Source organism: Chenggangzhangella methanolivorans (genome assembly GCF_042648545.1).
Taxonomy (GTDB): Bacteria; Pseudomonadota; Alphaproteobacteria; order Rhizobiales; family Methylopilaceae; genus Methylopila; species Methylopila methanolivorans.
In genome coordinates this window covers 1,053,350-1,073,986 of record NZ_JBHRXS010000006.1, presented here as the reverse complement: position 1 = coordinate 1,073,986, position 20,637 = coordinate 1,053,350, and the positions used below count along the sequence as shown (strand labels likewise).

Annotated in this window: 19 protein-coding genes and 1 tRNA gene; 16 read left to right on the top strand and 4 right to left on the bottom strand. The window is 69.1% G+C overall.

Annotation, left to right across the window (positions count from 1 at the left end; translation table 11 throughout):
• The first annotated feature begins 191 nt into the window (after window positions 1-191).
• The gene (locus ACFOWB_RS16570) at window positions 192-422 is read left to right on the top strand and encodes a hypothetical protein (RefSeq protein ID WP_261403254.1); all 231 of its coding nucleotides are present in this window, start codon (window positions 192-194) and stop codon (window positions 420-422) included.
• A 173-nt stretch (window positions 423-595) separates the two neighbouring features.
• On the top strand, window positions 596-1,831 hold the full coding sequence (locus tag ACFOWB_RS16565) for a phytanoyl-CoA dioxygenase family protein (RefSeq protein ID WP_378148361.1): 1,236 nt from the start codon (window positions 596-598) through the stop codon (window positions 1,829-1,831).
• Window positions 1,832-1,858: 27 nt separating this feature from the next.
• On the opposite strand, the gene ACFOWB_RS16560 is transcribed toward ACFOWB_RS16565, so the two are convergent.
• Window positions 1,859-1,948: transfer RNA gene (locus tag ACFOWB_RS16560), tRNA-Ser, on the bottom strand.
• Between the two features lie 335 nt (window positions 1,949-2,283).
• On the opposite strand from ACFOWB_RS16560, the gene ACFOWB_RS16555 reads away from it, so the two are divergent.
• From ACFOWB_RS16555 to mazG, 10 genes are all read left to right on the top strand, one after another.
• On the top strand, window positions 2,284-3,564 hold the full coding sequence (locus tag ACFOWB_RS16555; RefSeq protein ID WP_315855108.1) for a septal ring lytic transglycosylase RlpA family protein: 1,281 nt from the start codon (window positions 2,284-2,286) through the stop codon (window positions 3,562-3,564).
• A 108-nt stretch (window positions 3,565-3,672) separates the two neighbouring features.
• Window positions 3,673-4,872 carry a D-alanyl-D-alanine carboxypeptidase family protein gene (locus ACFOWB_RS16550; protein ID WP_261403252.1) on the top strand — a complete coding sequence of 400 codons (1,200 nt, stop codon included), beginning with the start codon at window positions 3,673-3,675 and terminating at the stop codon, window positions 4,870-4,872.
• The gene (tmk, locus tag ACFOWB_RS16545) at window positions 4,872-5,540 is read left to right on the top strand and encodes a dTMP kinase (protein ID WP_261403251.1); all 669 of its coding nucleotides are present in this window, start codon (window positions 4,872-4,874) and stop codon (window positions 5,538-5,540) included. The genes ACFOWB_RS16550 and tmk overlap by 1 nt, the downstream gene beginning before the upstream one ends.
• Window positions 5,537-6,598 carry a DNA polymerase III subunit delta' gene (locus ACFOWB_RS16540; protein ID WP_261403250.1) on the top strand — a complete coding sequence of 354 codons (1,062 nt, stop codon included), beginning with the start codon at window positions 5,537-5,539 and terminating at the stop codon, window positions 6,596-6,598. The genes tmk and ACFOWB_RS16540 overlap by 4 nt, the downstream gene beginning before the upstream one ends.
• 28 nt (window positions 6,599-6,626) lie before the next feature.
• The gene (gene metG / locus ACFOWB_RS16535) at window positions 6,627-8,189 is read left to right on the top strand and encodes a methionine--tRNA ligase (protein WP_378148358.1); all 1,563 of its coding nucleotides are present in this window, start codon (window positions 6,627-6,629) and stop codon (window positions 8,187-8,189) included.
• Between the two features lie 58 nt (window positions 8,190-8,247).
• Complete coding sequence (locus tag ACFOWB_RS16530; RefSeq protein WP_261403249.1) at window positions 8,248-9,060, top strand: TatD family hydrolase; 813 nt, start codon at window positions 8,248-8,250, stop codon at window positions 9,058-9,060.
• A complete protein-coding gene (locus ACFOWB_RS16525; protein ID WP_261403248.1) occupies window positions 9,057-9,857 on the top strand; it encodes an MBL fold metallo-hydrolase in 801 nt (266 codons plus the stop codon). Before ACFOWB_RS16530 ends, ACFOWB_RS16525 begins: the two co-directional genes overlap by 4 nt.
• Window positions 9,858-10,010: 153 nt before the next feature.
• A complete protein-coding gene (locus ACFOWB_RS16520) occupies window positions 10,011-11,072 on the top strand; it encodes a saccharopine dehydrogenase family protein (RefSeq protein WP_378148355.1) in 1,062 nt (353 codons plus the stop codon).
• Window positions 11,073-11,200: 128 nt separating this feature from the next.
• Window positions 11,201-11,530, top strand: coding sequence for a low molecular weight protein tyrosine phosphatase family protein (locus ACFOWB_RS16515; protein ID WP_261403245.1), 330 nt, complete (start codon window positions 11,201-11,203; stop codon window positions 11,528-11,530).
• 15 nt (window positions 11,531-11,545) lie between these two features.
• Complete coding sequence (mazG, locus tag ACFOWB_RS16510) at window positions 11,546-12,379, top strand: nucleoside triphosphate pyrophosphohydrolase (protein ID WP_261403244.1); 834 nt, start codon at window positions 11,546-11,548, stop codon at window positions 12,377-12,379.
• A 31-nt stretch (window positions 12,380-12,410) separates the two neighbouring features.
• Here mazG and ACFOWB_RS16505 read toward each other — a convergent pair whose 3' ends face one another.
• Both ACFOWB_RS16505 and ACFOWB_RS16500 read right to left on the bottom strand, forming a co-directional pair.
• The gene (locus ACFOWB_RS16505; RefSeq protein ID WP_261403243.1) at window positions 12,411-12,719 is read right to left on the bottom strand and encodes a hypothetical protein; all 309 of its coding nucleotides are present in this window, start codon (window positions 12,717-12,719) and stop codon (window positions 12,411-12,413) included.
• A gap of 178 nt (window positions 12,720-12,897) precedes the next feature.
• Window positions 12,898-13,851 (bottom strand): alpha/beta hydrolase, encoded by a 954-nt coding sequence (locus ACFOWB_RS16500; protein ID WP_378148352.1) that lies wholly within the window; start codon window positions 13,849-13,851, stop codon window positions 12,898-12,900.
• Between the two features lie 101 nt (window positions 13,852-13,952).
• Here ACFOWB_RS16500 and parE point away from each other — a divergent pair, with 101 nt between their 5' ends.
• The 4 genes from parE to ACFOWB_RS16480 all read left to right on the top strand — a co-directional run bounded on the left by parE (window position 13,953) and on the right by ACFOWB_RS16480 (window position 19,487).
• Complete coding sequence (parE, locus tag ACFOWB_RS16495; RefSeq protein ID WP_261403242.1) at window positions 13,953-15,992, top strand: DNA topoisomerase IV subunit B; 2,040 nt, start codon at window positions 13,953-13,955, stop codon at window positions 15,990-15,992.
• Window positions 15,993-16,073: 81 nt separating this feature from the next.
• Window positions 16,074-16,598, top strand: a complete 525-nt coding sequence (locus tag ACFOWB_RS16490) for a hypothetical protein (protein WP_261403241.1) — start codon at window positions 16,074-16,076, stop codon at window positions 16,596-16,598.
• Between the two features lie 276 nt (window positions 16,599-16,874).
• A complete protein-coding gene (locus ACFOWB_RS16485; RefSeq protein WP_261403240.1) occupies window positions 16,875-18,329 on the top strand; it encodes a DEAD/DEAH box helicase in 1,455 nt (484 codons plus the stop codon).
• A 93-nt stretch (window positions 18,330-18,422) separates the two neighbouring features.
• Window positions 18,423-19,487, top strand: a complete 1,065-nt coding sequence (locus ACFOWB_RS16480) for a GGDEF domain-containing protein (RefSeq protein WP_261403239.1) — start codon at window positions 18,423-18,425, stop codon at window positions 19,485-19,487.
• Window positions 19,488-19,516: 29 nt separating this feature from the next.
• Here ACFOWB_RS16480 and ACFOWB_RS16475 read toward each other — a convergent pair whose 3' ends face one another.
• Window positions 19,517-20,623: an alkene reductase gene (locus tag ACFOWB_RS16475; RefSeq protein WP_261403238.1), complete on the bottom strand. Its 1,107-nt coding sequence runs from the start codon at window positions 20,621-20,623 to the stop codon at window positions 19,517-19,519.
• Between the last annotated feature and the right edge of the window lie 14 nt (window positions 20,624-20,637).

The window sequence follows — 20,637 nt, the reverse complement described above, 5'->3', positions numbered from 1 at the left end:
CAAGACAAAAGTCGGGCGACCGAGGGCCGCATGACGGCGGAAGTCCCTCTACGTCCTCGCCGCGTAGAATGGCGCAACCGCCTCCGATCCCTCCAAACCCGGAGACGGCCAGAGGCGCCGACCTTTGCGGCCGGCGTCTCGCCCTAACCGGATGAAGGACAGCGCCAGTGAACGTCGAGGATGCGGAGGGCGTGGATGGCTGGCTTATCGCCTTCGAAACCGGGCCGACCGGCAATCCGCTGTTCTGGGCCGTCAACGTGGCCGAAGAATCCCTGGCTCTGACCGTCGCGGCCGCGGCCGCGGACGTCTCGGTCGACGCTCCGGTCGTGTCGGGCCCCAATCCCACCCGTTCGATCGAAACCTTCGGACCTCTGCGAGGCGAGGCGGCCTTCGTCGGAGACATCGGAGCTCCAAGGCCCTGACCCACGCTCTAGCGGATCCGTCGTGAAAGCAGGCGAACCCGCCGGGATAAAACCCGCATAGGTGGCGATGCGGAGACGGCGCGGGATTCGCCAAAACGCCTGACTGGCTCGCGCTTGACGCCGCCCAGTCGCCGGTGGGACGATCCTGGATGCAACCGGGGCGGGGGCTCGCGATGCTGTCTGACGACCAGTTCGAGCGGTTCGCCCGAGACGGCTATCTGCAGGTGCCGGGCGCCGTCGCCAAGTCGACCTGCGACCACCTGCGCCGAATGGCGTGGCGCCGGCTTCCAGAACATTGGGTGAGAGGCGAGCCCGAGACATGGACGGGGCTCGTCACCGACTCCTGCCATACCGAAAGCCTGGGCTTTCGCCGCGGGCTTCTCAAATTCCAGAAGGGCGAGCTCCCGACAGACGACCTCGCCAACGCCACGTTCGGCCGAAAGTCGCCGTTCGAGAAGATGATCGCCTCGCTGATCGGCCGGCCGACGCGTCCGCGCTACCGGGGCCTTTACCTGATCGTGCCGTTTCAAGGGTCCGAAGACGCCGCGCGCTACGCCCTCCCGCATGTCGAGGCTCACCCGGTCCAGATCATCGCGACCACCTACCTGCAGGACGTCCGGCCGGGCGGCGGCGGGCTTCTGGTGTGGCCCGGCAGCCATCGCGACCTTTATCCCGCGTTCGAGTCGAAGGTCGATTTCATCGCTCGGGATTCCTACCGGGAAATCATGAAGCGTTATCGCCGCCTCGAGCCGGTGGAGCTTTCCGGGGCGGCCGGCGACGCGATTCTGATCCACCACCGCCTGCTTCACGCCCCGAGCCTCAACAGGCGCCGGCGCATCCGCTACGCGCTCCTCTGCGACTACTTCCTGCCGAATGTCGGCGAGCTTGCGCGCGAGACGCCGGGCGACGATCCGTTCGAGGATTTTTCCCCTCGCTTCGAGGCGTACCGAGGTCGGGAGACAGAGCATGACTATCGCACTGTCGATCCCGCCGACCTGAAGGGGCGGGCGATCGAAGGCGGTCATTACACCGCCATCAACAAGCGCGACGCGTCCCGGCTGATCCGCACGCTGAAGGACGGCGACATCTGGATCACGCTCGCGGACAACGACTCGCTTTCGGGCACGAACAAGGTGCAGCCCTGCGGGATGTCGCTCGCGGAGCAGGGGCTCCGCGTGTTCTCGGACGGCGTCGAACTCGTCTCGGCCTGCCGCAACGATTTCATCGCGAAGGCGCCCGCTGGGGATTTGCGGGCCCTCAAGATCGTCGGAGCGCGCCAGCCCCTGTGGCTGCGCGTCATCCGGGTCTCGCTGCCGGTTCGCAGCAGCGCGGTGATCCTCGACCAGCCGATCGAGCCCGAGGACGAACGCGAGTTCAGCGTGGGCGCGATCGGCTCAGGCCCGACTTAGTCGGCGGCCTGCGGCGGACCGGCAAAGTGGCGGAAGGGGTGGGATTCGAACCCACGGTGGAGTCGCCCCCACGGCGGTTTTCAAGACCGCTGCCTTAAACCACTCGGCCACCCTTCCGGCGCGCCATTCTTTGGGCCAAGCCGAGGCGCGCCGCAACCACATCGTCGCGCCTCGCGTCGCGATAACGGGTTTGGCGTTCGCAACCTTGGGTCGGCGCTGGCGCGCATGTGACCGTCAAAACGCCCTGACGTGGTGTCCGATCCGTTAATTCCGGCTTGTTTTGCCGCATTCACGCCATATTCTGGCGGCCACGTGGACGTGGAAACATGGCGATCCGGTGACGGTCGCCTTGTCTCGAGAAGGCGGCGGACGTCGATTGACGTCGGCGGCGCAGGGCAGGGCCGACGAGGTCCACGCCTGCGGTCTCTCGGGGGAATACGGGGACGGAATTGATGATCGACGCCGGCGCTCGCCGAAAGGCTCTGCAGCTTGCCGGCTCCGTCGTCGACGATCCTCGCGTCTCCATCATCAGCGAACTTTCGGGGGGCGCCGCCCGCGTCGCGGCGGCTGCGCTTTTGTGCGGCGGCCTCGCGGCGTGTTCGGCGCATGAGCGGGGCGTCGCGTCTTCGCAGACGCCGGCGACGGCCGAGCAGGCGGGCGTCTCGGTCGGCGCGTCGGCGAGCGCCGATGTCGTGGCGGCCGCTCCCGGGCAGGCGCAGACGGTGCAGACCGCCGCCGCGGCTCCGGCCGCCGCAGGTCCGGCGGGAGCCTCCCAGCCTGTCGTGGCGGCCGCGCCGGCGCCTGTCCCCGCGCCAGCCGCCGTAAGGACGGCCTCGACGGCGAAGATCGGGCGGTCGGGCGGCGGGCTCGCCTCCTGGTACGGCTCGCGCTTCCATGGCCGGCCGACCGCGAATGGCGAACGCTTCGACATGGGCGGGTTCACCGCCGCCCACCGCAAGTTTCCGCTGCCGTCCTATGTGCGCGTCACCAACGTCTCGAACGGCCGCTCGATCGTCGTGCGCGTCAACGACCGCGGCCCGTTCCACGGAAACCGCGTGATCGACGTTTCGCGGCGCACCGCCGACGTTCTCGGCTTCCGGCACGGCGGCGTCGGCAACGTGAAGCTCGATCTCATCGGCCCGGCGCCGGAGTCCGGCAGCGACGACCGCAGGCTGCTCGCGTCCTACCAGGAGTTCGGTCATCCGACCGCCGCGCCCGGACAGCAGCTCGCCATGGCGCCGGTGTCGGACCAGGATCTCGCCAACGAATCGCTCGGCTATGGCGGCCGCGCCTATGCGGTGGCGAGCGCCGCGGTGACGAAGTCCGCCGCCTTCGTGACGACGTCGGCGTCCGCGGTGGTGGCGAAGGCGTCCGACGCGGCCTCGAGCGCGACGGCGGCTGTCGGCAAGGCGCTGCCGACCTTCTCGCAAGCGAAGAAGACCCAGACGCCGACTCAGGTCGCGGCGGCCGCGCCGCAGCCCGCGGGCGCTCCCGCGGCCTACGCTGCGCCCAACCCTGCTCTCGCCTCGATGCCGGCGGCGATCACCGGCGCGCCCGCGCAGAAGCCGCGCGTGGTGGCGCCCGCCGAGCCGGTGCTCGCGAGCGCGGCTCCGGTTTCGGTCGCCCCGGCTCCCGTCCAGACGGCGTCGGTCGACGTCACGTCGCGCATCGCGGCCGGTTTCGACAGCTTCGACGCCTTCGCGCCGCGCCTGCGCTCCGGCGCCGACCGATAACCCTGTCTCCTGGAAAGCGAGCCGCGTCGCGCCGCGCCGATTGTGCGGGGGACGATCGCGCCGTATCTTCTGGCCAGTGAGCGTAAGGGTTTTGGCGCGATGGTCGTGATGACGTTCCGAACCGGTCGCTTCGCCAGGGCCGCGGCCGCAGCGCTTGTCAGCGCGCTCGTCGCCGTCCAGGCCGTCGCCAAAGAGCCGGCCAAGCCCGCGTCGCCCACCGACGCTCCGATCGCCTTCCTCTACGACGAGACCGCGGGCTCGGTGCTCTTCGCCAAACAGGCGGACCTGCCGTCGCCGCCTGCGAGCGTCGCGACGCTCATGACGCTCGAGCTCGTCTTCAAGGCGCTCGCCGAGGGCCGGTTGAAGCGCGAACAGACGTTCCGCATCACCGAGGACGCCTGGCGGCGCGGGGGCGCGCCTTCGCGTTCCTCGACGATGTTCGCCAAGCTCAATTCCGAGGTCTCGGTCGCCGATCTGCTGCGCGGCGTCATCGTCCAGTCCGGCAACGACGCGGCGATCACGCTTGCGGTCGGCCTGTCGGGGTCCGAGCAGGCCTTCGCCGACGAGATGAACCGCCGGGCGAAGGAGCTCGGTCTGTCGCGCTCGACTTTCCGGAACGCGACCGGCCAGCCGGACCCGGACCAGAAGATGACCGCGCGCGACTCCGCGCGGCTCGCCGCGCATCTCATCGAAGCCTATCCGGAGCAATACAGGATCTTCGCCGAGCCGGAGTTCACCTGGAGCAAGATCACCCAGCGCAACCGCAATCCGCTGCTCGCCGATTACCAGGGCGCCGACGGGCTCAAGACCGGCTACACCGAGGATTCCGGTTATGGCCTCGTGGGGTCCGCGGTGCGCGACGGACGTCGTTTGATCATCGTTCTGAACGGCCTCGAAACCGCCAAGGACCGGGCTGAACAGGCCCGCAAGCTGCTCGATTGGGGCTTTTCTGCCTTCGAACAGCGACGCCTGTTCGAGCAGAACGCGCCGGTCGCCGAGGCCCGCGTCTTCGGAGGCTCCTCGCTCTATGTGCCGCTGGTCTCAGAGCGCGCCATCGACCTGCTGACGCCGAAGGGCGACGACGCCCGCGTGGCGGCCCGGGTCGACTACGCCGGGCCGGTGACGGCGCCGATCGCGAAGGGAACGCGCATCGGCGTGCTGAAGGTCTGGCGCGGAGAGACGCTGATTGTCGAGACCCCGCTGACGGCGGGCGCGGACGTGCCGCATGGCGATCTTCCCCGGCGCGCCTTCGACGGCGCGATGGAGCTTGTCGGCGGCTGGGTCGGCCAGCTCGCCGACAGGATGTGATGCCCGGTCGTTTCGTCACCTTCGAAGGCGGGGAGGGGGTCGGCAAGTCGACCCAGATCCGTCTGCTCGCCGCACGGCTTCGTGCGCTTGGCCGCGAGGTGGTGGTGACGCGCGAGCCCGGCGGCTCGCCGCGCGCCGAGGCGCTGCGCGAGACGCTGCTCGGAGGCGGGGCGAAGCGGTTCGGACCGCTCGCCGAAACGATCCTGGTCGCTTCCGCCCGCGCCGACCATGTCGACCGGGTGATCCGGCCGGCGATCGCACGCGGCGACGACGTGCTGTGCGACCGCTTCATCGACTCCACCGCCGCCTACCAGGGCGCGCTCGGGGGAGTTCCGCCCGAGACCATTCGCGCGCTCGCTGACGTCGCCGCCCATGGCTGCCGGCCGGACATCACCCTCGTGCTCGACGCCTCGCCCGCGAGCGGCCTCGCCCGGGCGCGCAAGCGAGCCGGGGAGGGCGCGACGGCGGATCGCTTCGAAGCCGAGAACCTCACATTCCACGAGCGGCTGCGCGACGCCTTCCGCGCGATCGCGAAGTCCGAGCCGGAGCGCTGCGCGTTGATCGACGCGGAGGGGTCCGAGGACCAGGTCGCGGAGCGGGTCTGGGAGGCAGTCTCGCGCCGGCTGGGTCTCGCCGTCGCCATGCCGGCCGCAGGAGCGGCCGAATGATCGAGCCCGACGGACCGCCCGAAGCCGACCGCCGCGACGGTTGCCCGCATCCGCGCGAGACCGAGCGGCTCGTTGGGCACGCGGCGGCCGAGCGTGAACTCGTCTCCGCCTTCACGTCCGGCCGGATGCATCACGCCTGGCTGCTCACCGGACCCGAGGGCGTCGGCAAGGCGACGCTTGCCTACCGCATGGCGCGCTTCGCCCTGTCGCATCCCGACGCCTCGACCGAAGTCGCCGCCGCCCGAGATCTTTCCGTCCCGTTCGACGCTCCCGCGGCGCGGCGGATCGCGCGGCTGTCGCATCCGGACCTGCTGTTGTTGCGCCGCGGTTGGAACGCCGATCGCAAGACCCATTACGGCGAAATCCGCGTCGACGACGTGCGGCGGGCGACCGGCTTTTTCGGCTCGACCGCCGGGGAGGGGGGCTGGCGCGTCGCGATCGTGGACGCCGCCGACGACCTCAACGGCGCGGCCGCAAACGCCCTGCTCAAGGTGCTGGAGGAGCCGCCGCCGCGCGCGATCTTCCTGCTGGTCTCCGCGACCCCTCGCCTGCTGCCGGCGCCGGTGCGCTCGCGCTGCCGGACGCTCGCGCTGCGGCCGCTCGGCGTCGCCGAGGTCGCCGAAATCCTACGAGGCTTGCCCGAAATCGCCGAGGAGCACGAGGAGGAGGCCTTGGTGTCAGCGGCGGAGCTGTCCGAGGGCAGCGTCGCCCGGGCGCTGTCTTTGCTCGCGAGCGACGGCGCTTCGCTTCGGCGCACGGTTTCGGGTCTGCTCGACCGGCTGCCCTCGATCGACGTCAAGGCCACTCACGCGCTCGCCGAGGACCTCGCCAAGCGCGGCGCGGAGGAGCGGTTCGCGCTCTTCGTCGGCCTCGTCCAGGATTGGCTGCACGATCGCGCCCGCGCAGGCGCCGCAGTGCGGGAGCCGCGCCTTGCGCGCTTTGCGGAGGTATGGGAAAAGACGGCCCGCGCCGCCCGCGAGGTCGAGATCTTCAACCTCGACCGTCGGCCCTTCGTCCTCGAGACGCTGACCGAGCTCTCCGGCCTCGTGCGCCGCTGACGCGGGCCCCTGAGCTCTGGGACCAGCGATGCCGGACGCCAAGACGCCTTTCTACGTCACCACCGCGATCTCCTATCCGAACGGCGCGCCGCATATCGGCCACGCCTACGAGGCGATCGCGACCGACGCGATCGCGCGCTTTCACAAGCTCGACGGCCGCGACGTCCGTTTGCTCACCGGCACCGACGAGCATGGGCTGAAGATGTCCCAGACGGCCGCGCGCGAGGGCGTGACGCCGTTCGACTGGGCGACCAAGAACGCCGCGCGCTTCAAGGCGATGGACGAGCTCTACGGAATCTCGTTCGACCGCTTCATCCGCACCACCGACAAGGACCACTACTCCGCGAGCCAGGAGCTGTGGAGGCGGATGGCCGCCAGCGGCGACGTCTACCTCGGCAAATACGAAGGTTGGTACTCGGTCCGCGACGAGGCCTATTTCGACGAGAGCGAGACGACGCTCGCCGAGGACGGAACCCGCAGGGCGCCGACCGGCGCGCCGGTCGAGTGGGTGAAGGAGGAGAGCTACTTCTTCCGCCTCTCCGCCTATCAGGACCGGCTGCTGAAACTCTACGAGGACCAGCCGAACTTCATCGGCCCGGACGCGCGCCGCAACGAGGTGACGGCCTTCGTGAAGCGCGGCCTCACCGATCTTTCGATCAGCCGCACGACGTTCGACTGGGGCGTGCCGGTGCCGGACGACCCGAAGCACGTCATGTATGTCTGGGTCGACGCGCTCACCAACTATATCACCGGCGCGGGCTTCCCTGACGAGGCCTCGGACCTCTGGCGCTACTGGCCCGCTGACCTGCACGTCATCGGCAAGGACATCATCCGCTTTCACACGGTGTTCTGGCCGGCCTTCCTGATGTCTGCCGGCATTCCGCTGCCCAAGCGCGTCTTCGCCCACGGATTTCTGAATGTCCGCGGAGAGAAGATGTCGAAGTCGGTCGGCAACGTCGTCGATCCGTTCGCGATCGCAGAAGGCTATGGCGTCGACGCCGTGCGGTATTTTCTGCTGCGCGAGGCGCCGTTCGGGCAGGACGGCTCCTACAGCCACGAGGCGATCATCGGGCGCATCAACGCCGACCTCGCCAACGATCTCGGCAACCTCGCGCAGCGCTCGCTGTCGATGATCGCGAAGAACTGCGAGGGCAGGGCGCCGACGCCCGGCGCGTTCACGCAGGCCGACCAGGCAATGCTCGACGCCGCCGACGCGCTTTTGGCGAAGACACGCAAGGCCTTCGACGACCTCGCGCTGCATTCGGCGCTGGCGGGCATCTGGGCGGTGGTGGCGGAAGCCAACCGCTACTTCGCCAACGAGCAGCCGTGGTCACTGAAGAAGACCGACCCGGAGCGGATGGCGACGGTGCTCTACGTCACCGCCGAGACGGTGCGGATCGTCGCGTTGCTGGCGCAGCCCTTCGTGCCGACGGCGGCCGGAAAGTTGCTCGACCTTCTGGCGGCGGCGGAAAGCGATCGGAATTTCAACGCGCTGGAGGCTGGCAGGCGGCTCGCGCCCGGCGCCGAGCTTCCCACGCCGCAGCCTGTGTTCCCGCGCTACGTCGAGCCGACGCCCGAGGCCGCGCAATGAGCGGCGGCGTTTCCTTTTCCTCCCCTGCGTTGGCGGGTGAGGATCAAGGAGCGGCGGCATGACCATCGTCGACAGCCATTGCCACCTGGACTTCCCGGACTTCGCCCCCGAGGTCGATCAGGTCGTGGCGCGGGCCCATGCGGCCGGAGTCGGCCTCATGGTGACGATCTCCACCCGCGTGCGACGGTTCGAGCAGATCCTCGCGCTCGTCGAGGCGCATGACAGCGTCTGGGGCACGGTCGGCACCCATCCGCACAACGCGCATGAGGAGCTCGACGTCACGCTCGAAGAGCTCGTGCGGCTGTCCGGCCACCCGAAGATCGCGGGCATCGGCGAGGCGGGCCTCGACTACCATTACGAGGGCGACTACGCGGCACAGGAGGCGAGCTTACGCACGCACATCGCCGCCGCGCGGGAGACGAAGCTGCCGCTCGTCATCCACGCTCGCGCCGCAGACGAGCGCATGATCGAGGTGCTCGAGGAGGAGACGGGGAAAGGGGCTTTCCCGGCCGTCCTGCACTGCTTCTCGTCCGGCGCCGAGCTCGCCCGGCGGGGCGTGGCTCTCGGGCTCTACGTCTCGTTCTCCGGCATCCTGACGTTCAAGCGCTCCGAGGAGCTGCGCGCCATCGCGGCCGAAGTGCCGGCCGACCGGCTGCTGGTCGAGACCGACGCGCCCTACCTCGCGCCTGAACCCTTCCGCGGCAAGCGCAACGAACCGGCGCACACGGTCCGCACCGCGGCGACGCTCGCCAAGGTGCGGGGCTGGAGCGAGGCCGAGGCCGCGCGCATCACGACGGACAATTTCTTTCGTTTGTTCAACAAGGTGAAGCGACACTCTCTAGTGACGCCGAAGGGCGCCGACGCGGCATGAGCTTGCGGGTCACGATCCTCGGTTGCGGGTCGTCCGGCGGCGTGCCGCGCGTCGCGGTCGGCTGGGGCGCGTGCGACCCGGCCGAGCCCAGGAACCGTCGCCGCCGCTGCGCGCTGCTGGTCGAGCGGACGTCGCCCGAAGGCGTGACCTCGGTTCTCGTCGACGTCGGCCCCGACCTTCGCGACCAGCTGATCGGCGCCGACGTCCGCCATCTCGACGGCGTCCTCGTCACCCACGACCACGCCGACCACACGCACGGCGTCGACGACCTGAGGCCGCTCGTCCTCAAGATGCGCCGCCGGATGGACGTCTGGTCGGACGCGCGCACCTTTGAGGTGCTGAAGACGCGCTTCGGCTACGCCTATGAGTGCCCGCCGGGCAGCGACTATCCGCCGATCCTGACCGACCGGAGGATCGAGCACGGCCGCGCCGTTTCGATCGACGGGGAGGGCGGCGCGATCGAGGCGCTGCCGATCGACCTCATGCACGGCCGCGCCTATCGCGCGCTCGGCTTTCGCTTCGGCGCCCTCGCCTACACGCCGGACGTCAACGGAATCCCGCCGGAGTCCGAAGAGGCTCTGTCGGGTCTTGATCTCTGGATCATCGACGCTCTGCGCGAGACGCCGCATCCGAGCCATTTCTCGCTGTCGGACGCGCTCGCCGCGATCGAACGGTTCCGTCCGCGCCGGGCGATCCTCACCAACCTCCACACCGATCTCGACTACCGGACGCTGAAGGACAGGCTGCCGCCCGGGATCGATGTGGCGTTCGACGGGATGGTCATTGAGACTGGCTGAGCGGGAACTGCGTGCTTCGAGACGCCGGCCCGATGGCCGGCTCCTCAGCATGAGGGGCGTTGAATCAATGCACGCGCAAACTTCCCTCATGCTGAGGAGCCGCCTGCAAGGCGGCGTCTCGAAGCACGCCGTCCCGCCGACCGTGGACCGCCGATGACCGACATCCTGTTCTATGGCGCGACCGGCTATACGGGCGAACTCTGCGCCGAGCACGCGGCCGGCCGGGGCCTCAGCCCGATCCTCGCCGGCAGGAACGCCGATCGCGTCGATCGGCTCGCGCTGAGGCTCGGCCTCGAAGCGCGCAGTTTTGCGCTCGGCGACCGGGCGGCGATCGCAGCGGGCCTGACGGGCGTCTCTACCGTCCTCAATTGCGCCGGCCCGTTCTCCGCCACGGCGCGGCCGATGGTCGAGGCGTGCCTTGCGGCGGGCGTCCATTACGTCGACGTCACCGGCGAGATCGACGTGTTCGAAGCGCTGTCGGCGCGCGACTCCGAGGCGAGGGGCAGGGGAGTCGCCCTGCTCCCGGGCGCCGGCTTTGACGTCGCTCCGAGCGACTGTCTCGCGGCCCACGTCGTCGGCCGCCTGCCCGGCGCGACACGGCTGAAGCTGTCGATCGGCGGTTTCGGCGGGCTCGGTTCGGCGAGCCGAGGGACGGCCAAAACCATGCTGGAGGCGATCGGCGACGGCTGCCGCGCGCGCCGCGGCGGACGGATCGTGACGCTCGACGCCGCGCCGCCCGGCGTCGCCGATTTCGGCGACGGTCCGCGTCCCACGGTCGGCGTCGGCTGGGGCGACGTCTCGACCGCCTATCGCTCGACCGGCGTCCCGGACATCGACGTCGCCTTCGAGGCGACGCCGCCCATGCGCCGCGCCGCCGCCATGCCGGGCTTCGCGCGGCGGCTCGTCGGCACGGCGCTCGTGCGCGGCGCGCTGAACCGCCTGATCGAGCGCGCCATGCCGCCCGGCCCATCCGAAGACGAGCGGCTGGCAGGCCAAAGCCTCATCGTGGCCGAGGCCTGGGACGCCGCCGGAGGCCATGCGGTGAGCCGTCTGATCGCGCCGGAAGCCTATCGGCTGACCGCCTGGACCGCCGTCGAGATCGCGCGCCGCGTCGCGGCTGGAGAATGCCCGACCGGCTACCAGACGCCGGCCACGGCGTTCGGCGCAAACTTCATATTGTCGTTCGATGATGTTGAGCGGATTGACGTTTCCTGACGTCATGGCGGACCGTTGCAGGATCGCTTCCGCGAGGCCATCCTGACGCCTCGCCATCAACTTCACCCATCGGAATGTTCCATAATATATCTTATGCGACTCATGGGTCCGGCTCTGGAGGTGGATTGATGGCGGTCCGGCGCGTCCTCTTTCTCTGCAGCCGCAATCGTCTCCGCAGCCCGACCGCCGAGAGCGTGTTTGGGACCAGGACCGATCTCGAAGTCGCCTCCGCGGGTCTGGCGCCAGACGCGGAAGAGCCGGTGACGCCGGAACTGTTGGACTGGGCCGAAATCATTTTCGTCATGGAGAAGCGGCATCGGGCGGCGCTGTCTCGCCGGTTCCGCCGGCATGTGGGACATGCGCGGATCCTGTGCCTCGACATTCCGGACGACTTCGACTTCATGGACCCTCGCCTCGTGGCTTTGCTGAACGCGCGTGCGGGGCCGCATCTTCGCTGAATCCCGGAGCCCGTCATGCAGTCCTCCCGAGACGTCGCGCGCCTGATCGAGATCATGGCGGCGCTCCGTACGCCGGCGACCGGCTGCCCGTGGGACCTGGCGCAGGACTTTTCGACGATCGCCCCCTACACGATCGAGGAGGCCTACGAGGTGGCGGACGCCATCGCGCGCGCCGACATGCTCGACCTTCGCGACGAGCTCGGGGACCTGCTGCTCCAGGTCGCCTACCACGCAAGACTCGCCGAGGAGACCGGCGCCTTCGCGTTCGGCGACGTGGTGGAGGCGATCACCGCCAAGATGATCCGACGGCACCCGCATGTGTTCGGCGACAAGGGCGGCATGGCGACGCCGGCCGTCGAGGCGCAGTGGGAGCAGATCAAGGCGCAAGAGAAGGCGACGCGGGCGGCCGAGCGCGGCGAGGAACCGGCGAGGGCCGCGGGCCTGCTCGACGGAATCCCGGCCGCCCTCCCCGGCCTCACCCGTGCGATCAAGCTCCAGCAGAAGGCCGCGACCGTCGGCTTCGACTGGGACGACGTGTCTCTGGTGGTCGGCAAGGTCGAGGAAGAAGGCCGCGAGGTGGCCGAGGCGGTGGCGTCCGGCGACAGGGACGCGATCGAGGACGAGATCGGCGACCTGCTTTGCGCCGTGGCGAACCTTGCGCGCCACACCGGCGTGGACCCGGAGGCTGCGATCCGGCGGTCCAACGCCAAGTTCGAGCGCCGTTTTCGCGCGATCGAGGCCGCGCTCGCCGCCCAAGGGCGGACCCCCGCCGACAGCGACCTTTGGGAGATGGACGGGCTCTGGAACGAAGCCAAGGCTCGGGAGAAGGCGGCCAAGGCCGCGGAGTAGGGCGCGCAGCCCCTTGCCCCTTTGAGCCCGATCAGGACGCCAGCCGAAGCTCCTCGCTGCGGCGGCGAAGCTGTTCGGCGAGCAATTCGCCCGAGGTCGCGGCGATGTCTCCGAACGCCGCCCGCTGCGCGTCCGTGAGGTCGACGTCGCGATCCTCGATGATCTCGGAATAGCCGAGGATCGTATTCATCAGTGTCCGGACCTCACGCACGAAGGCGAGGTTGTCGGAGCATTCGACGCCGTCGGGCTCATCGGAGCGCGCAAGCAGCGTCGGCGTTTCGAGGGACGACGAATCCTTGACGGGCGCGGCAGTCGCGCCCGCTATAAGTAATTGAGACATAAGGATAATCCCCCGGAACAGGGAGAGTTTCTCACGCCTCGTTCGGGGCCGTCAAACCACGTTTTAACGCAACCTTATGGTTCTACGGCTGGCCGCCGGGCGGACGTCGTTGAGATGACTCAGTTTCGCCCCGGAAGGGCCGCGCATGAGTCAGAACGCCGCAGCCCCGGAGAGCGCCTTAGGCCGCAACGTCCGCGGGTATCGGCTCTTTTCCGATCTGGTCGCGTAGAAATGCCGTGATGTGGTCGATCGCCTCGCGACCCTCCGGCAGGAAGCGAGCGAAGGCCTGCCAGACATGCGGCATGCGCGGCCAGACCTCCAGTTTCGACGCGACGCCTGCGGCCAGCAGGGCGGCGTGCATCCGCGTCGCGTCGTCGAGCAGGATCTCGTCGCCGCCGCATTGGATGAAGCTCGGCGGCAGGCCTTGGAGGTCGCCGAACAGCGGCGACAGGAGCGGATCGAGCGGATCGAGGCCCGGGGCGTAAGCGCCGACCACGTCCGGAAGCCGAACCACGTCCAGAAACGGATCGAGCGTGGCGTTGGCGGTCATGCTGGCGCCGCTGCCCGTCATGTCGACGAAGGGAGAGAGGCCGACGACGGCGGCGGGGAGACAGACCCCCTCGCCTTTCAGTTTCAGCATCAGCGCGAAAGCGAGATTGCCGCCCGCGCTGTCGCCGACAACCGCCATCCGGGACGGATCGATCCCCGTGGCCAACAGAGCGCGATACGCGGTCGCGGCGTCTTCGAGAGCGCACGGATAGGGATGCTCGGGCGCGAGCCGGTAGTCGATCGTGTAGACCGCGGCCCCGACGCCCCGCGCGAGGCGTCCGGAAATGCCGCGATGCGTGCGAGAGGAGCCCATCACGAAGCCGCCGCCGTGAAGGTAGAGCACGACGCCCCTGCCCGCTCCGCCGCGCGGTTCGTGCCTGTCGCAGGCGAGCCCGCCGAGACGCGCGCGCCGTCGGGTGACGCCGCGAGGCGCGTCGGGCGCGAACACCGCGACGGCGTCGCCGTTTTTCCGCAGACGGAGCAGATCCTGCTCGCCATTGATATGATGCTTCACCACATGGCGCAGGAACGCGCGCAGCATGCGGGCCTGCGGGCTGACTTGTCTCGTCGGATCCTTACGCATTCCCCTGCGATCCTTGCAGTCCGTCACGCGCGACGGGCCGAGCCATGCCATTCTTGCGCGCGAGCCCACGCAGGCGAATCGGCGAACGTCACAGGACCGATATGGTGAAATCCAATGACCTTTTTGCGGGGCCGACCGCTGAGGAGCCGCGGCGCGGCGCCGCACGCGAGGCCAAGTCCGCCGCCACGCCGTTCGTTCCTGTGGGCGAAGCCGGCTACACCGCCGCCAGCATCGAAGTGCTCGAGGGCCTCGAGCCGGTGCGCCGCCGGCCGGGCATGTATATCGGCGGCACGGACGAGAAGGCGCTGCATCACCTCTTCGCCGAGGTGATCGACAACGCCATGGACGAGGCGGTGGCGGGCCACGCCACCTTCATCGCGGTCGAGGCGCTGTCCGACGGCTCGGTGGCGGTGACCGACAACGGGCGCGGCATCCCGATCGATCCCCACCCGAAGTTTCCGGGCAAGTCGGCGCTCGAAGTCATCATGACCACCCTGCACTCGGGCGGAAAGTTCGACGGCAAGGTCTACGAGACCTCCGGCGGCCTGCACGGCGTCGGCGTCTCGGTGGTGAACGCGTTGTCCGAAAGCGTCGAGATCGAGGTGGCGCGAAACCAGCGGCTCTACCGCCAGGTCTTTTCGCGCGGCGTGCCGCTCGGGCCTCTGGTCGAGGTTGGCGCGATCCAGAACCGGCGCGGCACGAAGGTCCGTTTCCGGCCCGACCCTCAGATCTTCGGCGAGGGCGCGCGCCTTCTGCCGGGGCGGCTCTACCGCATGGCGCGCTCCAAGGCTTACCTGTTCTCCGGCGTCGAGATCCGCTGGACCTGCGCGCCCGAGCTCCTGGGCGACGCCGACGCGGCGCCGGAGCGCGCCACTCTGCACTTTCCCGGCGGCCTGAAGGAGTTTCTCGGCGTCAGTCTCAATGAGCGCAGCCTTGCGGCCGAGATCTTCGCAGGCTCCCACAACCGCGCCGGCGGCCATGGCGGCGTCGAATGGGCCGTCGCCTGGACCGACGACGGCGACGACGGGTTCTCGCGCTCCTACTGCAACACGATCCCGACGCCGGACGGCGGCACCCACGAGCTTGGCCTGCGCACCGCGCTGCTGCGCGGCCTCAAGGCCTACGCCGAGCTCACCAACGTCAAGCGCGCCTCGATCCTGACCGCCGAGGACGTGATGGCGGGCGCGGGCGCCATGCTCTCCGTGTTCGTGCGCGAACCCGAGTTCCAGGGCCAGACAAAGGAGCGGCTTGCGACGCCCGAAGCCGCCCGCATCGTCGAGACGGCGGTCAAGGACGCCTTCGACCACTGGCTTGCGGCCTCCCCGCAGGCCGCGACCCGTCTGCTCGAGGCCGTCATCCTGCGGGGCGAGGACCGCATGCGGCGCCGCCAGGAGCGCGACGTCGCCCGCAAGTCCGCCACCAAGAAGCTGCGCCTGCCCGGCAAGCTCGCCGACTGCAGTCAAGCGGGCTCGAAGGGCTCGGAGCTCTTCATCGTCGAGGGCGACTCGGCCGGCGGCTCCGCCAAGCAGGCGCGCGACCGCGCCACCCAGGCGGTGCTGCCATTGCGCGGAAAGATCCTCAACGTCGCAAGCGCCGGCGCGGACAAGCTCGCCCAGAACCAACAGCTCGCCGACCTGATGCTCGCGCTTGGTTGCGGGACGCGCAGCCGTTATCTCGACGCCGATCTGCGCTACGACCGCGTCGTGGTGATGACCGACGCAGACGTCGACGGCGCGCACATCGCCTCGCTCCTGATGACGTTTTTCTATCGCGAGCTGCCGGAGCTGATCCGCCACGGCCATCTCTTCCTCGCCGTCCCTCCGCTCTACCGGCTCACCGTCGGCAGCGAGACGGTCTATGCCCGCGACGACGCCCACAAGGACGAGCTTCTGGCCAAGAAGTTCAAGGGCAAGAAGGTGGATATCGGCCGCTTCAAGGGTCTGGGCGAGATGATGCCGGCGCAGCTTCGCGACACCACCATGGCGCCGGCCAAGCGCACCCTGCTGCGTGTCGCCATCGACGAGGAGGACGGCGAGGGCACCCGCGACGCTGTCGACCGGCTGATGGGGACCAAGCCCGAAGCGAGGTTCCGCTTCATCCAGGAGCGCGCGGCCTTCGCGGGCGACCTCATCGACATTTGACCGGTCGTGCGCCCGCAGGGCGCGCCTCTGGCGAACGTGAACCGCTATAGGGGCCTGACGCCAACCCTTAGGAGGCGCCCGATGCGACCTGCGACCATCCTGTTCATCGCCGCCCTGGCCTGCGCCGCCGCGGCCGGGCCGTCGCTCGCGCAGGCCCCCTCGCCTGCCGCGCCGTCGCAGACGACGCCGCCCGACAAGATCGATCCGGTCCCGGTGACGCCTGAGGCCGGGGCGTCCGAGGCCCCCGCAGCCGGCGGCGACCGCATCGGCGTGCCCGCCAGGGTCTGGGCGATGCGGATCGCGGGAGGCTGGGAGGCGAACGGCCAGAAGGGCTTTTCGCGGGTGATCGGCACCTTCGAGGGCGACCGCCAGAAGCTCACGGTCCAATGGCTCGCCGAACCTGACGGACGCGTGGTGAACGCGGTGGAGCTGAACGACGAGGAGGCCGCCAAGCTCACCTTCGGCGACATGCGGGCCGAGCCGGAGGACCGCGGCGGCGTCACAATGTTCATCGACACGCTGCGGGACGCCGACGGCCTGAGCGACACCTGGGTGCTGGTGATCGGCGAGCCGGGAGACGCGCGCTTCGGCCCCGCCACGAACTGATCCGGATGGGGCTCCCCCTGCCCCTATAGCCACAGTCGGACCATCGTTCCACGCGCCGGATCGACCGAAAACTTCGGCTGCGCGACGTCGCCTTTACGTGCGCGGGCGCGCTCAGCGCGGCGAAACCGCCCGCTAAACTGCGTCCCGCATTGACAAACGGGGCCAAAACCCTCATTTCCCAACGCGATCGTGGAGCTTACCGCCGCTCGGCGCGACAGTCCCAAGGCGACCCGCCCATGGCGCCGCCGTCCTCGATCGCAATGCCTTAAGGACCCAATGAGCTTTTCCGAACTCGGCCTCAGCCCGAAGGTGCTCGCCGCCGTCGAAGCCTCCGGCTACACGGCGCCTACGCCCATCCAGGCGGCCGCCATTCCCCACGTGCTCGCCCGCCGCGACGTTCTGGGCATCGCCCAGACCGGCACGGGCAAGACGGCCTCTTTCACGCTGCCGATGCTCACCCGGCTCGAAAGCGGCCGCGCCCGCGCGCGCATGCCCCGCACGCTGATCCTCGAGCCGACGCGCGAACTCGCGGCGCAGGTCGAGGAGAACTTCACCCGCTACGGCCAGAACCACAAACTGAACATGGCGCTGCTGATCGGCGGCGTGTCGTTCGGCGACCAGGACGCCAAGCTGACGCGCGGCGTCGATGTTCTGATCGCGACGCCCGGCCGCCTGCTCGACCATTTTGAGCGCGGTCGTCTGCTGCTGACCGGCATCGAGATCCTCGTGATCGACGAGGCCGACCGCATGCTCGACATGGGCTTCATCCCGGACATCGAGCGCATCTGCAAGCTCATCCCGCCGGCGCGCCAGACGCTGTTCTTCTCCGCCACCATGCCGCCGGAGATCCAGCGCCTCACCGAGCAGTTCCTGCGCGATCCCGAGCGCATTGAGGTCGCCCGGCCCAATACGTCTTCGGCCAACATCACCCAGCTGCTGGTGCGCGCGAGCGACGACGCCTCCGAGAAGCGCGACGCGCTCCGCCGCGCGCTCCGGAGCCAGGAAAACTTCAAGAACGCGATCGTGTTCTGCAACCGCAAGCGCGACATCGGCGTGGTTCACAAGTCGCTCGAGAAGCACGGCTTCAACGTCGCCGCGCTTCATGGCGACATGGATCAGCGGGCCCGCATGGCCGCGCTCGACCGGTTCAAGACCGGCGACGTCGAGTTGCTGGTCGCAAGCGACGTCGCGGCGCGCGGCCTCGACATTCCGGACGTCAGCCACGTCGTGAACTACGACGTGCCGATTCACGCCGAGGACTACGTCCACCGCATCGGGCGCACCGGCCGCGCCGGCAAGAACGGCGTCTCACTGACGCTGGTCGCGCCGTCGGACGGCAAGAACCTCGGCGCGATCGAGCAGCTCACCGGCTCCAAGATCGCCTGGCAGGGCGACGCGCTTGAAGAGGACGAGATGGCCGCGGCGGGCGGACGGCGAGGCCGCGCCCGGTCTGGCCGCCGGTCCGAGCAGCCCGCCAAGGCCGAGAGACCCGCCAAGGCCGCCAAGCCTGCCGTCCGCGAGGAAAAGCCAAGCGAGGCGCGTCCGAAATCGCGTCGCCCCGACAAGGTCGCCGAGCAGGCCGCGCCGAAATCCCGCGACACGGCGCCTGCTGCGCCCTATGCGCGAAACGGCGAGCCGGCGCCTCGCGAGGCCAACGAAGGCCGTGTCGTCGGCCTCGGCGACCACGTCCCCGCGTTCCTTCTAAAGCCGGTGCGTCTCAAGCGCGCGTAAGCTTTGACGCTTTTGTGAAGTTTAAGAGAAGATTCACTGTGGGCGCCGAAGATGCCCTCGTGGGCGGATACGCCTGCAGGGGGAACTGCAACCATGGCGCGTGTGAATGATTTCGACCGCACGATCGCATTCAGCGACGCGGCGATTCAGCGCCTGCGCGCGCACAGGCATCCGGCTTACCCTCGCAACTACGAGCTCTGGTACACCTACGCCACGGGCTACAACTCGGCGCTGAACCGCGCGATCAACGAGGCGCTTGAGCGGGCCCCTCTCCTGTCCGAGCAGGATCTTGATCTTCTCTACGAGACCTATCTTTCGCCGCTGCGCCTTTCCGAGCGCGTCGACAACATCGGCACGCGGATCCTCAGCGAAATCTCGGAAGTCACGGACGTCCTGAAGAACGCCCGAGAGGCGAACGGCGGCTATTCCGACACGCTGGAGCGTCTCGCCGGCGAAGCCGAAGGCCTCGGCGACACCGGCAAGGTTCTGGGCGGTTTGGCGCGCGCGATGGTCTCGGCCACAAACGCGATGGTCGCGCGCACGCGCGAGTTCGAGTCGCTGCTCGCCAATTCCCAGGACGAGATGCAGGAGCTCCACAACACGCTGGAGGTCATCCGCGCCGAGTCCCTCACCGATCCGCTGACGGGCCTCGCCAACCGGAAATTCCTGCAGGGCACGCTCGACTCCTCGATCGCCGACGCGGCCAAGGGCCAGAGGTTCTCGGTGCTCGTGATCGACATCGATCACTTCAAGGCGTTCAACGACAATTACGGCCACCTCACCGGCGACCAGGTGCTCCGCCTCGTCGCTCAGGCGCTGAAGCAGAACGTCAAGGGCCAGGACCTCGCCGCGCGCTTCGGCGGCGAGGAGTTCGCCATCGTCTTGATCGACACCCCGCTCGCCGGCGCGGTCGCCGTCGCCGAGCGCATCCGCCGCGCGGTCATGACGAAGGATCTGGTGAAGCGCTCGACCGGCGAGCATCTCGGCCGCATCACGGTTTCGATCGGCGCGGCCACCTGGCGTCGCGGCGACAGCGGCCAGACGATCATCGATCGCGCCGACCGCTGCATGTATCTCGCCAAGCGCGGCGGTCGGAACCTCGTGGTCTCCGAAGACGATCCGCGCGTCACCGCCGACATGGCCGGTCAGGTCGCCTGACGTCGGCGACCTGCCGAGACCAAGTCAGGTTACGCCGCGCTGAGCGTCGCGCCCTCGAGCGTCGGGTAGTCGACATAGCCCTTCTCTCCGCCGCCATAGAGCGTCGCCTTGTCGAGGGCGGCGAGCGGAGCGCCTTCGCGGATGCGCTCCACGAGATCGGGGTTCGAGATGAAGGGCCGCCCGAAGGCGACGAGGTCCACGGCGCCGCTTGAGACCCGCTCGGCCGCGAGCGCCGCGTCGTAGTTGTTGTTGCCGATGTAGACGCCCTTGAAGGCGTTCCGCAGCTTGGCGAGGTCGAAACCGCCCTCTGGCGTGCGATTTCCCTGGGTCTCGCCCTCGATGACGTGGAGATAGGCGATGCCGAGCGCCGACAGCCGCTCCACCGCATGAACGAACAGCGGCTCCGGGTTCGAGTCCGAGATATCGTTGAAGGGGCTGAGCGGAGACAGGCGCACGCCGACGCGATCCGCGCCGATCGCGTTTGCGGCCGCCTCGACCGCCTCGATCAGGAAGCGGGAGCGGTTCTCGATCGACCCGCCATAGGCGTCGGTTCGATAATTGGTCCCGTCGCGCAAGAACTGGTCCAGCAGATAGCCGTTCGCGCCATGGACCTCGACGCCGTCGAACCCGGCGGCGCGGGCGTTTTCGGCCGCCTTGCCGTACTGGGCGACGATGCCCGGGATTTCATCGAGCTCGAGCGCGCGCGGCTCCACCATCGGCTTGAAGCCGTCCGTAGTGAAAGCCTGGCCCTCCGGCTTGATGGCGGAGGGCGCGACGGGCAGCTTGCCGTCCGGCTGGATATCGGGATGCGAGATGCGGCCGACATGCCAGAGCTGGAGCACGATGCGCCCGCCCTTGGCGTGGACCGCGTCGGTGACGAGCTTCCAGCCCGCGATCTGCTCGTCGGAATAGATGCCGGGCGTCCAGGCGTAGCCCTGCCCCTCGGGCATGATCTGCGTGGCCTCGGCGATGATGAGGCCCGCCGAGGCGCGCTGCGCATAGTAGTCGGCGTTCATCTGGCGCGGAGCCAGCGTCTTGGCGTCGGCGCGCGAACGCGTCAACGGCGCCATGACGATGCGGTTCGGAAGGTCGAGAGGGCCGAGCTTCAGCGGCTCGAACAAGGCGTCGACGGACATGGATGATCTCCAAA

Coding starts and splice junctions, on each gene's coding strand:
- tmk (WP_261403251.1), top strand. CDS start 4,872: ATGCCCGGTCGTTTCGTCACCTTCGAAGGCGGGGAGGGGGTCGGCAAG.
- ACFOWB_RS16490 (WP_261403241.1), top strand. CDS start 16,074: ATGCGACCTGCGACCATCCTGTTCATCGCCGCCCTGGCCTGCGCCGCC.
- ACFOWB_RS16530 (WP_261403249.1), top strand. CDS start 8,248: ATGACCATCGTCGACAGCCATTGCCACCTGGACTTCCCGGACTTCGCC.
- ACFOWB_RS16550 (WP_261403252.1), top strand. CDS start 3,673: ATGACGTTCCGAACCGGTCGCTTCGCCAGGGCCGCGGCCGCAGCGCTT.
- ACFOWB_RS16505 (WP_261403243.1), bottom strand. CDS start 12,719: ATGTCTCAATTACTTATAGCGGGCGCGACTGCCGCGCCCGTCAAGGAT.
- ACFOWB_RS16515 (WP_261403245.1), top strand. CDS start 11,201: ATGGCGGTCCGGCGCGTCCTCTTTCTCTGCAGCCGCAATCGTCTCCGC.
- metG (WP_378148358.1), top strand. CDS start 6,627: ATGCCGGACGCCAAGACGCCTTTCTACGTCACCACCGCGATCTCCTAT.
- ACFOWB_RS16555 (WP_315855108.1), top strand. CDS start 2,284: ATGATCGACGCCGGCGCTCGCCGAAAGGCTCTGCAGCTTGCCGGCTCC.
- parE (WP_261403242.1), top strand. CDS start 13,953: ATGGTGAAATCCAATGACCTTTTTGCGGGGCCGACCGCTGAGGAGCCG.
- ACFOWB_RS16475 (WP_261403238.1), bottom strand. CDS start 20,623: ATGTCCGTCGACGCCTTGTTCGAGCCGCTGAAGCTCGGCCCTCTCGAC.
- ACFOWB_RS16525 (WP_261403248.1), top strand. CDS start 9,057: ATGAGCTTGCGGGTCACGATCCTCGGTTGCGGGTCGTCCGGCGGCGTG.
- ACFOWB_RS16480 (WP_261403239.1), top strand. CDS start 18,423: ATGGCGCGTGTGAATGATTTCGACCGCACGATCGCATTCAGCGACGCG.
- ACFOWB_RS16500 (WP_378148352.1), bottom strand. CDS start 13,851: ATGCGTAAGGATCCGACGAGACAAGTCAGCCCGCAGGCCCGCATGCTG.
- mazG (WP_261403244.1), top strand. CDS start 11,546: ATGCAGTCCTCCCGAGACGTCGCGCGCCTGATCGAGATCATGGCGGCG.
- ACFOWB_RS16565 (WP_378148361.1), top strand. CDS start 596: ATGCTGTCTGACGACCAGTTCGAGCGGTTCGCCCGAGACGGCTATCTG.
- ACFOWB_RS16540 (WP_261403250.1), top strand. CDS start 5,537: ATGATCGAGCCCGACGGACCGCCCGAAGCCGACCGCCGCGACGGTTGC.
- ACFOWB_RS16485 (WP_261403240.1), top strand. CDS start 16,875: ATGAGCTTTTCCGAACTCGGCCTCAGCCCGAAGGTGCTCGCCGCCGTC.
- ACFOWB_RS16520 (WP_378148355.1), top strand. CDS start 10,011: ATGACCGACATCCTGTTCTATGGCGCGACCGGCTATACGGGCGAACTC.